The organism is Streptomyces sp. NBC_01261 (genome assembly GCF_036226385.1).
GTDB lineage: Bacteria > Actinomycetota > Actinomycetes > Streptomycetales > Streptomycetaceae > Streptomyces.
In genome coordinates this window covers 10,639,775-10,653,245 of sequence record NZ_CP108463.1, presented here as the reverse complement: position 1 = coordinate 10,653,245, position 13,471 = coordinate 10,639,775, and the positions used below count along the sequence as shown (strand labels likewise).

Annotated in this window: 13 protein-coding genes; 5 read left to right on the top strand and 8 right to left on the bottom strand. The window is 70.9% G+C overall.

Going from position 1 to position 13,471, the window contains the following annotated elements:
- Positions 1-99 precede the first annotated feature (99 nt).
- The 3 genes from OG226_RS47335 to OG226_RS47325 form a co-directional block, all read right to left on the bottom strand.
- The gene (locus tag OG226_RS47335; protein WP_328685702.1) at positions 100-1,305 is read right to left on the bottom strand and encodes an MFS transporter; all 1,206 of its coding nucleotides are present in this window, start codon (positions 1,303-1,305) and stop codon (positions 100-102) included.
- A 247-nt stretch (positions 1,306-1,552) separates the two neighbouring features.
- Positions 1,553-2,647 (bottom strand): FAD-dependent oxidoreductase, encoded by a 1,095-nt coding sequence (locus tag OG226_RS47330; RefSeq protein ID WP_328685701.1) that lies wholly within the window; start codon positions 2,645-2,647, stop codon positions 1,553-1,555.
- A 139-nt stretch (positions 2,648-2,786) separates the two neighbouring features.
- The gene (locus OG226_RS47325; RefSeq protein WP_328685700.1) at positions 2,787-3,083 is read right to left on the bottom strand and encodes a hypothetical protein; all 297 of its coding nucleotides are present in this window, start codon (positions 3,081-3,083) and stop codon (positions 2,787-2,789) included.
- A 471-nt stretch (positions 3,084-3,554) separates the two neighbouring features.
- On the opposite strand from OG226_RS47325, the gene OG226_RS47320 reads away from it, so the two are divergent.
- Together OG226_RS47320 and OG226_RS47315 are read left to right on the top strand one after the other, a co-directional pair.
- Positions 3,555-4,310, top strand: a complete 756-nt coding sequence (locus tag OG226_RS47320; protein WP_329352689.1) for an SDR family oxidoreductase — start codon at positions 3,555-3,557, stop codon at positions 4,308-4,310.
- A 161-nt stretch (positions 4,311-4,471) separates the two neighbouring features.
- Positions 4,472-5,836: an FAD-dependent oxidoreductase gene (locus OG226_RS47315; RefSeq protein WP_328685698.1), complete on the top strand. Its 1,365-nt coding sequence runs from the start codon at positions 4,472-4,474 to the stop codon at positions 5,834-5,836.
- Between the two features lie 65 nt (positions 5,837-5,901).
- Here OG226_RS47315 and OG226_RS47310 read toward each other — a convergent pair whose 3' ends face one another.
- The gene (locus OG226_RS47310) at positions 5,902-6,459 is read right to left on the bottom strand and encodes a dihydrofolate reductase family protein (protein WP_328685697.1); all 558 of its coding nucleotides are present in this window, start codon (positions 6,457-6,459) and stop codon (positions 5,902-5,904) included.
- 56 nt (positions 6,460-6,515) lie between these two features.
- Positions 6,516-7,454 (bottom strand): sigma-70 family RNA polymerase sigma factor, encoded by a 939-nt coding sequence (locus tag OG226_RS47305; RefSeq protein WP_328685696.1) that lies wholly within the window; start codon positions 7,452-7,454, stop codon positions 6,516-6,518.
- A 38-nt stretch (positions 7,455-7,492) separates the two neighbouring features.
- On the opposite strand from OG226_RS47305, the gene OG226_RS47300 reads away from it, so the two are divergent.
- Positions 7,493-8,458, top strand: a complete 966-nt coding sequence (locus OG226_RS47300) for a DUF1152 domain-containing protein (protein ID WP_329352688.1) — start codon at positions 7,493-7,495, stop codon at positions 8,456-8,458.
- Here the strand turns inward: OG226_RS47300 and OG226_RS47295 are convergent.
- The 3 genes from OG226_RS47295 to OG226_RS47285 all read right to left on the bottom strand — a co-directional run bounded on the left by OG226_RS47295 (position 8,397) and on the right by OG226_RS47285 (position 11,112).
- Positions 8,397-9,305: a hypothetical protein gene (locus OG226_RS47295; RefSeq protein WP_329352687.1), complete on the bottom strand. Its 909-nt coding sequence runs from the start codon at positions 9,303-9,305 to the stop codon at positions 8,397-8,399. The genes OG226_RS47300 and OG226_RS47295 overlap by 62 nt on opposite strands.
- Complete coding sequence (locus tag OG226_RS47290; RefSeq protein WP_329352686.1) at positions 9,302-10,492, bottom strand: DUF2306 domain-containing protein; 1,191 nt, start codon at positions 10,490-10,492, stop codon at positions 9,302-9,304. Before OG226_RS47290 ends, OG226_RS47295 begins: the two co-directional genes overlap by 4 nt.
- An 89-nt stretch (positions 10,493-10,581) precedes the next feature.
- Complete coding sequence (locus OG226_RS47285; protein ID WP_328685692.1) at positions 10,582-11,112, bottom strand: PadR family transcriptional regulator; 531 nt, start codon at positions 11,110-11,112, stop codon at positions 10,582-10,584.
- A gap of 261 nt (positions 11,113-11,373) precedes the next feature.
- Between OG226_RS47285 and OG226_RS47280 the strand changes: the two genes are divergently transcribed.
- Positions 11,374-11,808 carry a hypothetical protein gene (locus tag OG226_RS47280; RefSeq protein ID WP_328685691.1) on the top strand — a complete coding sequence of 145 codons (435 nt, stop codon included), beginning with the start codon at positions 11,374-11,376 and terminating at the stop codon, positions 11,806-11,808.
- A 274-nt stretch (positions 11,809-12,082) separates the two neighbouring features.
- The gene (locus OG226_RS47275; protein ID WP_328685690.1) at positions 12,083-13,330 is read left to right on the top strand and encodes a hypothetical protein; all 1,248 of its coding nucleotides are present in this window, start codon (positions 12,083-12,085) and stop codon (positions 13,328-13,330) included.
- Positions 13,331-13,471: the final 141 nt, after the last annotated feature.

The following is a 13,471-nucleotide window of genomic DNA, read 5'->3' as shown; positions in this document are numbered from 1 at the left end:
TGTGTCCTCCTCGTGGCCCGGCACCTTCCCCAAGACTCCGGTGTCTCGCGCGCGACGGCAACGGATACAGGGCCGACCCTGCGGATGGCCGTCTCTCGTTCATGTCCGGGTTCCGGTGGATCGTTGATCTCGGGTTCGGGCGGAGTGTGCGAGAACCACGGTGACTGCCAGCAGAAACGCCATTGCCGCCGCGACCGGCGCCACCAGGAAGGCTCCACCGCTGCCGTGGCCGTCGGCCAGATATCCGGCCAGCGCCTGCCCGGTCGCGGTGCCGAGCGGGCCGCCCGCGCACAGGATCGTCAGGGCGACGGTCGCCCGGTCGGCGGGCGCGAGGCGTTCGGTGAGGGCGTAGAGGCTGATCAGGTACGGGGCGACCGTCACCCCGGCGACGGCCATGGCGGCGGGGAGCACGTGCCCCCGCTCCCCGGCGACCAGGGTGAGCGCGCCCAGCAGCAGCGTCGCGGCGAAGGTCACGTACCGCCGGCGGAGGGTGAAGCGCGCGGGGAGCCAGGCGCAGGCGACGCCCGCCAGGGCGCTGCCGATGCCGAAGACGGCGTAGAGGAGTCCGGCGCTGCCGGGGTGCCCGCTCTCGTTCGAGTAGGCGGTGACACCGGTCTGGACGGCGCCGAAGATCGTGCCCATCGCGGCCATGGCGAGGAACATCGCGACAAGTGGCAGGCGGGGCAAGGGAGTTCGCTCCGCGCGTGGGTCCTGCCGGGATTCGGTGCTCCCCTTGGCCAGCGACAGGGCGAAGGGCAGGGTGGCCAGGACGAGGAGGGCGATGGCGGCCAGGGTCGGCGCTGTCGGGCCGAGGGCGGTGAGCAGTCCGACGAGCGCGGGTCCGGCGACGAAACTGATCTCGTCGGCGGTCGCCTCGTACGAGAAGGCGGTCGGTATGAGGTCGGGCCGGGCGCGGGCGCGCAGCAGGCGGGACCAGTGGACCCGTACGAGGGGGCCGACCGGGGGTTGGGTGAGGCCGGACAGGGCCGCGGCTGTCAGCGTGCTCGCGCGGCCGCTGTGGCTCGCCACGACGAGGGCGGTCAGGGCGGCGGCGTTGGCGAGTGCGGTGACCGTCCCGACGAGGCGGTGGCCGTGGCGGTCGGCCAGTGCCCCGGCGATGGGGGCGCCGAGTGCGTTGGCGATGCCCTGGGCCGCCGCGGCGAGTCCGGCGAAGGCGTAACTGCCGGAGGCGGCCTGGACGAGAACGAGCGTCGCGAGCGACGAGGTGGCATAGGGAAGGCGGGCCAGGAAGCCCAGCGGGAAGAAGGCCGCGCCGGGCACACGCAGCAGGGATCGGTACGCCATCGGCGTCTCCAACGAGCACGTCGGAGAGACGCGCTACCCCGGCCTCCGACGCGTGAAGGATCCCTGTACTGCCGAACAGCCTAGCGAGCGAACGGGCCTGTCACCAGACCGTTTCAGTCCCTCCCGTGATCATCGGGAGCGGTGACCGACAGGAAGCGGACGGGGAGTCCGACGTCGTCGCGGCCGGCGCCCATGGCGGTCATTCCGGCCGATGGGCTTGTGTTTGCCGGGAGTTGCGGGTCGGAGGTCATCGGCGGCTCAGCGTGAAGCGTGGGTGGGGCTCGGCGCGGCCCAGGGCGAGGTCGGCGGCCATCGCGCCGATGAGTGGCGTGAACTTGGCGCCGTGGCCCGAGCACGGGGAGACGATCACGAAGGGCCCGGTGCGGTCGAGGACGAAGTCCTCGTCGGGGGTGGTGGTGTAGAGGCAGCTCGCCTCGGCGACGGGTGTGGGGTCCAGGCCCGGGAGCGTGCGTTCCACCCACGCGGTGACCTTGTCGCGCGAGGCCGGATCGACAATGCCGGTGCGGGTGTCGGCAGTTGTGGGGGTGCCCTCGTCGTGCTGGGCGACCTTGAACGCCGGGAGCGGTCCGCCGTCGCTGCCGGAGGGGAGGCCGTAGAGGTTCAGTTCGTCCTTGTGGACGAAGACGGGCCAGGTCGCCGACGGGTCGCGGCGGCGGAAGTGGAAGACCTGCTGCTGGGTCACCTGGAGGGGCGGCAGGGGCTCGGGAATGCCCAGTGGGGCGGCGAGTTGGGGCAGCCAGGCGCCGGATGCGATCACGACCGTGTTCGCGACGACAGTGGGGCCGTCCGAACTCAGCGCGACGCGGCCGTCGTTGAGGATCTCCGCGCCGGTGACGCGGGTGCCGGTGAGGACGCGGGCGCCCAGTTCGGCGGCCCGTCGTACGGCGGCGGCCACCGTCGCGTCGGCGTCGACGGTACCCGCGTCCGGGTGATGGAGCACGGGTCCGTCGAAGCGGAACTGCGGCCAGCGGTCCGCCGCTTCGGCCGCGGTCAGCAGTTCGTGCGGTACGGCGGCTGCCGCCAGGATGTCCGCGATGCCCTCGGGGTCACGGCCCGCGCCGAAGTCCAAGCCCCCGGTGAGGCGCAGCAGTTGGGTACCTGTGTCGTGCTCCAGCTCCTGCCAGAGTTCGCGGGCCCGGCCGGTCAGGCGGACGTAGAGGGGGTCGCCGTAGGCGCGGCGGTAGATGCGCGAACTGCCGTGGGAACTGCCGGACTTGTGGCCGATCTCGTACGCCTCGATGAGCGTGACCTCGTGGCCCTGCCGGGCGAGTTGCCAGGCCGTGGCGGCGCCCATGAGGCCCGCTCCTACGACGGCGATCACAGGGCCGCTCCAGAGATGCCGCAGACCACCAGCCGTCCCACCTGCCCCATGAACGCGCTCATGAGGCCGACGTTACCCCTTATGACGATGTCCACGCCCTTCATCGAAGTCCCGCACCGGGCCGCCGCGTTGCCCTCGATCACCAACAGGCCGCCGTGCGCGATGGCCGCGGCGCGCCGTGCTCGTCGCGGTGGACGAGGAAGTACCCGATCTCCGCGCCGACCGCGAGGGAGAGCCCGAGGTCGGCGGCTCGCGCCAGTACGGCGCGCAGGATGATCCGGGGCGCGTACGGCCAGGGTTTGCCCTCGACGTGCGGGTCGCAGGGCACGAGGGCAAGTCCCGGGCACACGAGGGGCAGTGGGGTGTACGAGGCGACGTCGGGCAGTGCGATGACGTCCGGGTCGCCTGGGCTGCCGGCCGAGGGCGCCGGCGGCATAGCCCGCGAATCCGACGCCGTCGGACTGGAGTTCCTCGACCGCCTCGACGGGGACGAGCTCGGCGCAGGGCTTGTCCGCGAGGTCGACGACGGCGGCCAGGACGAACTCGACGCCGTCGGCGCGGACTTGGGCGGCGAGGTGGGGCGTGGGGTCGGTGGTCGACGCCGGGTCGTTCGTCGGTGCCGGGTCTGTGGTCGTGGGCCGTACGGCCGCGGTGTCCATCGCCACGGGAGGCTCCCAGCATCCGGGGATTCCTGATGTGAATCTCGATTTCTCCCGGGAAACCGCGCGGGCATGACCGAGCCGTTTCCCGCACGGAAGCAGCCCGTCGCCGACTGCCGGGCGGGACCGCCGCGACGTAGGACCGATCTCCTGTGATGAATATGGCGTTCTCTATTATCGAGAGGTAGCCTCTCACTTGATCGTCACAGCTCGTTCCGACTCGTCAACGTCCCGCCGGGGAGGCCGTCATGGCAGGCATGCAGAGCAAGGTCGCCGTGATCAGCGGAGGTTCGACCGGCGTGGGGCGGGCCGTCGGGGCGCAGCTCGCCGAGAACGGGGCGCAGGTGGTGTTGCTCGCCCGGCGCGCCGACCGGCTGGAGGCGGCAGCGCGGGAGATGACGGGGTCGGTGCTGACGATCCCGACCGACGTCAGCAGCGGAGACAGCGTCCGTGCCGCGTTCGCTCAGGTCGAGGAGCGGTTCGGACGGGTGGACATCCTGGTGAACAGCGCCGGCGCAGCCCGTATCCGCGCCATCGAGGACACCGCCGACGAGGACATCCACAGCTGCATCGGCACCAACCTCCTGGGTCCGATCCACACGATCCGCTCGGCGGTGCCGCTGCTGCGGGCGGCGGGAGGTGGTGACATTCTCAACATCTCCTCCGAGATCACGCTGGACCACATGCCGCTGATGGCGATGTACGCGGCCGGCAAGCACGGCCTGAACGGCTTCACCGCCGCGATGCACAGGGAGCTGCGCGGCGACGGGATCCGGGTCGCCCTGGTGATCCTGGGCTCGATCTCGGACAGCGCCTTCATCGAGAACTTCCCCGGCGAGGACCGGCAGCGCGCGGCCCCGATATGGGAGGCGGACGGCTATCTGACCAGGGTGGGAGCCATGAAGCCGCTCCCCTCGGCGACCGTCGCCCGGGTCATGGTCCAGTTGCTCAGCACGCCGCCCGAGGTGGTCCAGGACGTGGTGCACATCCGGCCGGCGGGCTGAGAAAACCCCCGTACGGTCCATGACACCGGCCAAACGTCAGCCTTGGGCACCCCATAAGTCGGCCTTATGAGGTCATAGATCGGACCCGCATACCGACTTAGGCATGCCTTAGTTTAGGCTTCCCGTCGAGTCGCTTGTTTTCGCTCGAAGGGAACCTGATCATGCCGCGCCCCCTGCGGGTAGCCATCGTCGGAGCCGGCCCCGCCGGGATCTACGCCGCCGACGCCCTGCTCAAGTCCGGGGTGGCCGCCGAACCCGGCGTGTCCATCGACCTCTTCGAGCGGATGCCCGCGCCCTTCGGCCTGATCCGGTACGGCGTCGCCCCCGACCACCCGCGCATCAAGGGCATCATCAAGGCCCTGCACCAGGTCCTCGACAAGCCGCAGATCCGCCTCTTCGGCAACGTCGACTACCCGACCGACATCAGCCTGGACGACCTGCGCAGTTTCTACGACGCGGTGGTCTTCTCCACCGGCGCGACGGCCGACCGCGACATGTCCATACCGGGCATCGAGCTCGACGGTTCCCACGGCGCCGCCGACTTCGTCTCCTGGTACGACGGCCACCCGGACGTCCCGCGCACCTGGCCGCTGGAGGCCGAGAAGGTCGCCGTTCTCGGTGTCGGCAACGTGGCTCTCGACGTGGCCCGCATCCTCGCCAAGACCGGCGACGAACTGCTGCCGACCGAGATCCCGCCGAACGTCCACGAGGGCCTCAAGGCAAACAAGGCGCTCGAAGTCCACGTCTTCGGGCGCCGCGGCCCGGCGCAGGCGAAGTTCTCCCCGATGGAGCTGCGGGAGCTGGACCACTCCCCGAACATCGAGGTCATCGTCGATCCCGAGGACATCGACTACGACGAGGGCTCGATCACCACCCGGCGTAGCAACAAGCAGGCCGACATGGTCGCCAAGACCCTGGAGAACTGGGCGATCCGCGATGTCGGCGACCGCCCGCACAAGCTGTTCCTGCACTTCTTCGAGTCCCCGTCCGAGATCCTCGGCGAGGACGGCAAGGTCATCGGCCTGCGCACCGAACGCACCGCGCTGGACGGCACCGGCAACGTCAAGGGCACCGGCGAGTTCAAGGACTGGGACGTCACCGCGATCTATCGCGCGGTCGGCTACCTCTCCGACAAACTCCCCAAGCTCCCCTGGGACATCGACTCCGGCACGGTCCCGGACGAGGGCGGCCGGGTCATCCAGGAGACCGGCGAGCACCTGCAGTCGACGTACGTCACCGGCTGGATCCGGCGCGGCCCGGTCGGCCTCATCGGCCACACCAAGGGCGACGCCAACGAGACGGTCGCCAACCTCCTCGACGACCACGCCAACGGCCGTCTGCACACGCCCGCTTCGCCCGACCCGGAGTCCGTGGACGCGTTCTTCGCCGAGCGCGACGTCCGCTTCACCACCTGGAACGGCTGGTACCAACTCGACGCCGCCGAAAAGGCGTTGGGCGAACCGCAGGGCCGCGAGCGCGTGAAGCTCGTCGAGCGCGAGGACATGCTCAGGGCGAGCGGCGCGTAAGCCTCACTCCCGCACAGCTGAAATCGAGGGGCCCGGCGGCCGTACCGCCGGGCCCCTCGCGCATGTCAGCGTGGCGCCCTCCCGTACCGCGCGAACACGGTGTGGGCCCTCCTCTCGATCTCCTGGCACTCCAGGTGGAGGGGCGGACCGCCCGCCGGGAAGAGCCGTTCGCCGGTGCCGAGGACGGTGGGGAAGGTGATCAGTCGGTACTCGTCGACCAGGTCCTCCGCCATCAGCGAGCGGACGACGGGCAGGCTGCCGATGACGATCACATCCCGCTCCTCGCGCTTCACGGCGTCGACGAGATCGCCGTCGAGGACGCTTGAGTTCGCCCACGCCGACACGTCGGTGAGGGTTCGGGACGCGACCAGCTTCGCCCCGGCGTTCATGCGCGCTGAGAACTCGTCGTCGCGGCCCGGCCACAGCCGCGAGAACGCCTGCCAGGTCCTGCGGCCGAGCAGCATGACCCCGCCGTCGAGGGTGCTGTCCAGCCGGAACTTGTCGCCGTCGATCTCCTCACGGCCGTAGCGGAAGATCCAGCCGCCGTCCGGGGTGCCCTCGGACCCGTCGGGGTCGGAGACGATCCCGTCCAGTGTGCTGAACTGGATGACGATGACGCTCATGATGGGTGTCCTTTCGGTCGTTGCTCACCCGTACGTACCGGTGGCGTCGGCCGAACTCATCGCCGCTTGCGGGGTTGGTTCGCAGAAATCCGTTGGGGCAGGTCGAAGGCGTCCAGCACCCGCGGATCGGTGAAGACGACATTGCGGGTGATGCGGTCGCCGGTGACCGCGAAGACCTGAAGGCTGTGCAGACGGTGACCGCCCGCGGGGTCCGGTGCGTACGCGGCCAGCGCGGGCTGTCCATTGGCGACCAGGCGCCTCGACGCCCAGTCCGTTCCCCGGAGTTCGAAGACCCGGTGCATGAACGCGCCGTAGTGATCGGTGCCCCGGAACCAGAGCGGGACCGGCGGCATCTCCAGGACCACGGCGTCGGCCAACAGCCGTATCAGGGCGGGGACATCAGCGGCCTCGAACGCCCGCAGGTAGCGATCGACGACCTCGCGTGCCTCGGGGTCGTCCGGTTCGGCGATCGCGTCGCCGTCACCCACGTCCGTGAGGGCGGCGCGGGCGCGCTGGAGTGTGCTGTTGACGGCCGGGACGGTGGTGTCGAGTTGGTCGGCGACCTCAGCCGCGCTGAATTGGAGCACCTCGCGCAGCACGAGCACGGCCCGCTGGCGCGCGGGCAGCCGTTGCAGGGCGACGACGAGGGCCAGCCGCATGTCTGCCCGGACCTCCATGTCGTAGCGCGTGTCGGGGAAGGGCTGCAGCCAGGGGATGTCGGCCGCGGGGATGAGGGGTGTCCCGGGGTCCTCGCCCGGTGCGCCGAGGCCGGACGGCAGGGGGCGGCGCGCCCGTCCTTCGAGCGCCGTGAGGCACACGTTGGTGGCGATGCGGTACAGCCAGGTGCGCACGGACGCGCGGGCGGGGTCGTACCGGTCGCGGGCCTTCCACGCGCGCAGCATCGTCTCCTGCACCAGGTCCTCGGCCTCGTGGAACGAGCCCAGCATCCGATAGCAGTACGCCACCAACTCGCCCCGGTACGGCTCGAAGTCCACCCGCCCATCATGGCGTACGAGCCTGTTGACGTCCCTCGGTGTTCCCTCTCCTCGAACCCCCGTTCCTCAGCCGCCTGCGCGATGCCCGCCGGATCCTCGTCGCCGGTGCGGGCGGCGGCTTCGACGTCCACGCCGGGCTGCCGCCGGCCCTCGCGCTGCGTTCGGCCGGCAAGGAGGTGCACCTCGCCAACCTGTCCTTCGCCGATCTGTACGGCCTCGACCAGGACGTGTGGGTGGACCAGGACGTCGCCGCCGTACGCCCGGACACGGCGGCCCGGGGCGACCACTTCCCCGAGCGGTCCCTCGCCCGCTGGCTCGACCTGCACGACATGCCGTCCACCGTGTACGCGTTCCCGCTGACCGGTGTGGGGCCGCTGCGAGACGCGTACCGCACGCTGATCGGGCATCTCGGCGGTGTCGACGCCGTCGTGCTGGTGGACGGCGGCACCGACATCCTGATGCGGGGTGACGAACACGGGCTGGGCACACCGGAGGAGGACATGGTCAGCCTCGCGGCGGTGAACGGGCTCGACGAGGTGCCGGTGCGGCTGGTGGCGTGCCTCGGGTTCGGTGTGGACGCGGATCACGGGGTCAACCACTCGCTGGTGCTGGAGAATCTGGCCGCGCTGGAACGTGAGGGTGCCTATCTCGGCGCGTTATCGCTTCCGCGCGAGAGCCGCGAGGGGCAGCTGTGTCTCGATGCGGTGGCGCACGCCCAGGAGTCCACGCCGGACCATCCGAGCATCGTCAACGGTTCCGTCGCGGCGGCCGTACGCGGGGACTTCGGAGACGTACGTTTCACCGAACGCACGCGCGGCGGGGAACTGTTCATCAATCCGCTGATGGCGCTGTACTTCTGCGTGGACGCGCCGGGACTCGCGCGCCGGAACCTCTGCCTCGACCGGTTGGAGCGGACCGCGCTGATCCGCCAAGTGAGTTCGCTCATCGAGGAGTTCCGCGACGAACTGCCCCGGCAGCGGCCACCGCGCGCCTATCCCCACTGACCGAACCGAGCAGCAGTCGTCCGCTCGCGCCCGCGAGGAACAGGCCCGTCAGCATGCAGACGAGGCCGAGGGCCGGTCCGGACGACCAGTTCACGCTGGACGCCCGGAAGGCCAGCACGACGGCCGTGGCGATCGCAGTGCCGGGAAGTGCGAGCAGGGCGGGCCGAGTTCGGTCGAGGTCGTCCTCGGCCAGGGCTCCGAGGACACCGACGCCCAGGGCCAGCGCCCAGACGCCGAGGGCCTGGGCGTCGACCCGGTTCACGGTCCAGGGGACGAAGTCGGCCCAGAAGCCGGGCCGCGTCAACAGGCCCGCGCCGATGCCCAGCCAGGCCGAACCGAGCACGGCGAGCGGTGGTTTCGACCAGCCTGGAAGCGGAGACGTGCGGGACGGCGGTGGGTCGGCCGGGGTGAGGTGCTGCCAGGTCAGGGTGATCAGCACGGCCACGCACAGCAGCCCCAGCGTGAACAGCCAGCCGAGGCTGAACAGAACGGGGACGACCGAGCCGCCGCGCGCGATGTACAGCCGCCCCGCGTTGAGCAGCGTCACGGCGAACAGGCCCACCAGCACGATCCCCAACGGGTAGACCAGCGTGCGTACTTCCTCCCAGAGGCGTGCCCTGGCGACCGTGAACAGACCCGGCGCGGTGCCCAGCATCGCCGCGCCGATCAGCCCCGGGCTCACGGACTCGGGCGAGGGCCACGCCCCGAAGACATGGCCGGTGAGACTCACCACGGTCAGGAGTCCACCGACGAGGAGGCTGACGACCGCAACGGCGGTGGCCAGCATGGCGATTCCGGCCGTGAGGGGACGTCCGCCCGTCGGTGGTGCGGCCGGTGCGTTCGTCATGGCCGGCCCTGCGCAACCGGCGTGGACAGACGGGGCGTTGGGCCCGGGGCGGCGAGCGCGGTCCGCTTCAGCAGCTCACGGCCGTACATCACGCGCAGGCTCACGACAGTGGTCGCGGCGAAGGCCAGCAGGCCGCAGCCGATGGCGACCCCGGCGGACAGCGCCGTCAACCGGTCGAGTCCCAGGGCACGTTGGAAGACGGGAGCCGCACCGACCGACAGCACCGGCGCCAGGCACAGGGCCGTCAGATGCAGCCGCCACTCCTCCCGCGCCCAGAGCCGACCCTGCCGTCCGGCGCGACGGGCGTTGACGGCCGTCACGGCGTAACTGACCGCGTAGGGAAGGAGATAGGCCCCCAGCAGTCGCCGCCCGGTCGCACCGAAGTCGACAAAGGAGCGCCCGATCCACAACAGGGCGACCACACCGGCGACTTGCGCGACGACGAGCACGGGCAGCGGCGCCCAGGAACCCGACACGCCCTCGACCGTCGTACGGCGGTCTCGTGCGCGCGAGGCGATCAGCGCGCCGAACGCGACCACCGAGCCCAGGTGCATGATCGCCACCTGGTTGATCTGCTCCATGGTCAGGCCGGGCAACAGCCGGGGCAGGAAGCCCCATTCGAGGCGCAGCAGCGGTGCGGTGAGGAGGAATCCGTAGCAGAGGAGCATCCAGCGCTGGTGCAGGTCGGGGAGTCCGCCGACCGCGGCGAGGATGCCGAAGGTCACGCTCATGACGGTGCCGACCAGGAGGGTGGCGAGCACGATCCAGAACGCGGGGCCGCTGAACGCGTCCTTGGGGGCCGTGCGCGCCAGGTAGATGCCGGCGCCTGCCATCGAGACGTACACCGTGACCGCGAAGACCACGCCCAGCGTGCGGTGCAGACGGGTGCGTCGGCGTGCGGCGGTGAGGAGTTGGGCGGGGCCCAGGAGCATGAGGGCGCCGCCGAGGACCGAGTGCACGATCATCGGGACGAGGCTGTGGCGGTAGGGAGCGATGCGGCCGGCGAGGGCGTCGGTGACGTAGTGCGGGGAGACGACGCGGCCCATGACCCGCTCGCCGAGGGCGGGGGCTCCGGGGCTGGCGTAGGGCCAGAGTTCGGTCATGGCGATCGGCGCGTACGCCAGGCACACGACCGTCACCGCGATCATCGTGGCGCGGCGCCAGGTGCTGTTCGTCGGACGACGCACGGTGGCCCCCCTGCGGGCTCAGGGCCTCGGCCCGGCCCTCGATAGTCTCGTCTGGACTATCGAAACGGTAGAGGCGACCGCCGTCGGGGTCAACGGTCCTGCGCGCGTTCGTCGCGGTGCCGCACCCACTGCCAGAAGTCGACCATCATCCGCTCGTACCGGATGCCGAACTCCAGCGCCTCGCGCTGCCCCGGGGTCAGCAACTCGCTCACTCCGTCGGCGAGTTCCTCGTAGCCCCGCAGGGTCTTCTCGTGCTCGCCGAGCTGGACCGGAGCGAGGACGTCGGGCCGGCCGCCGAACCACAACTTGAGAATGCCGCGCTCCCTGGCCTCGACCGGCACGAACTCCGGGTCGTCCAGCCAGCCCCGGAGGACGGACCGGCCCTGGTCGGTGAGGGTCAACACCCGGCGGTTGCGGCCACTTTCCTGCCGCACCTGGGACAACAGCCCGGCCTCCAGCAGCCGGTCGCACTGGGCGTACACCTGCGCGTGCGGCACCGACCAGAACGGCGCGACCGTGCGCGCGGCCTCCGTCTTCACGTCGTACGGGCTCGCCTCCCCCAGTCTGTCGATGATGCCGAGGACGAGGAAGGAGGAGGTGGTCAGCCGCGCGTCAGACATGCGCCGACCGTATCGCGGTGTCGAACGAATACTTGGGGTCCGCAAATGATGTGAACTGCCCCACGACGGGTAGTTCTTAACTCAGCTAGCCCTTAACTCAGCGCCTCCTCCGCGTGAACACCTCCACTCAAAGGAACTGTGGTCTTGGCTCTCGCGTACCCTGACGCCCCGTCAGCCCGTCGACCCGGGCGTACCTGGACTATTCGCATCACAGGTCACCGCGACCGTACCGCGTCGGTCAGCTGCTCCTCCGGGTGCGGCATGCCCGCCCGGTCGCGTGACATCGCGGCCCTGCGCCGCTTCGCCGAAGCCCATGCGGCGGCCCACGTCAGAGCGGCGACCGTACGCCCCGACGCGGCCTGCGGCTGCCGCCGTCAGCGGTGCGCGGCGCACGAGGGGACCCGGGTCGACTGCTCGGGCTCGGTGCTGCTCGTGCTGCGCCACGATCCCGCGGTCGGCCAGGTGTGGACCCTGGCCGAGGTCTGCGCGGCCTGCGCCTCGCGGATGACGCACACCCGCATCGTCGGCAAGCCGCTGCCGCGCACCCGGCCGCCGCGCGAGGAGACGGTCGTACCCCTCCAGGCGCCGTCCCCGACGAGCACGACCCGCTCGGTACCGGCCGGGTTCAGCGCGCCCCCGCCCGAACCGGGCGTCCCGTCCCGCCCGGGGGCCGCGGACAGGCGTCGGGGACGGTGAGACCCGGTGGCACACGGACGGGACCCGCCCCGAGCGGATGGTGGGCGGGTCCCGTCCGCCCCATCATTCTGCGGACAGGTCCACGTCAGAGGCACGCGTGAAACCCGGCCGCCCGGAGCGAACCGATCACACCCCGCGCGTAAGCTCACGCGGTATCCCAGGAAAAACGGGCATACGAGACTCCACGATCCCTGCTCGACCCCCCGCTTGACCCGCCAAGATCTCCGACGGTGATACTGGTGGGTCAGCACCGCCCCCGCCCGCAGATTGGCCTATGTCGAACTCCTCCACAGCTCCGCCCACGATCCCCCACACGGTGTGGCTGGCTCGCGGCCGCCACGTCGGGTCCGCCGACGCCGCGGATGTCGTACGGCGACAGCTGCAACGGCTCAAGGACCGCGAGGTCATCGACGACCACCTGGAACCCGACGAGGACCAGGATCAGCAACCCGACCCCGGTCAGGGTCAGGTTCACGATCAGGTCCATGATCCGCTCGACCGGGTCTTCGAGGCGCGGTGGCGGGTCGAGGGGACGGTGACCGTTCGAGCACGGTTGACGCTTCCGCATGTCCCGGAGCCCGGTTCCGGCTCCGCCGCCTCCTCCTCCGTCTCGACGGAGGGGCAGGAGTGGGTCCTGGTCGCGGAGGCCGAGCGGGTCTGGGATCCCCGGTGGCCCTCCCCCGCGACCATGTTCTGGCCCGAGGACCCCGAGAGCGCCGACGCCGGCTGGGACCAGGTGACGGTCCCCGGGCTGCTCTTCGGGCAGGTCAATCCGCTGCCTTCCGACGAGAAGGAGCTGCGGCGCCTGTTCCGCAGCTGCGCGCAGGACGGCTGGAGCATCCACGTCGTCGTGCACGAGGCCATGACCCCGGACGCGCACGGCCGAGAGCCCCTGGCCCGGCTGCTGCCCGCGAGTCTTCGGCACTGTGTGGTGGAGCACCGGGCCACACCCGACCAACTACGCTCCGTCAACTGGGCGTTGCTGCGCGAGTTCGACTTCCAGGTGCCGCGCGGCGGTGCCGTGGTGCTGCCCACCAGTCCGGTGGCTCCCTCCTACGACGTGCGCGAGTTCTCCGTGCGCAGCGTCTTCCTCGACGGCTCCGAGCCCACCGAACTCGTGGACGTCCTCTGCCGCTACGCCGCCTCCGCGCGCCCCCTGCCGGACGGCGGCCAGGAGGCCGTCACCGCGCTGCGCGAGCAGTGGAAGCTGATGACGATGGAGGAGGAACTGGCCAGGGAGCGCAGGCTCGTGGCCATGTACGCCGAGGCGCTCGAAGCGATGACGAAGTCCCGGGACCTGTACCGGGAGTCCGCGGACCGGGCCAACGAGGCGCTGGCCGCGCTGCGCGACTCCGCCGGAGCCGCCATGCCCGGGGCACCGTCCCAGCCCGGCGGGTCCTCGTTCCAGCGGACGTTCGGTCGGCTGAGGGGCGCGACGAAGGCGCGGCGCCCCGCACCGCCGACCGACAGCGACCGCGCTGATCCGCCGAGTGACGGCGGCCGACCGACTGAGGACCAGTAGCCCATCGGCGTCGGGGCCGGGGAGACATCGTCACGTGGACGACCTCCCGGCCCCTTTGCCGTGCCGAAGGCCTACGCAGCGCAACACTGATGGTGAAAATCGACCACCAGTGGTGATCAACGCCCACGCGCCCGCCGAGCC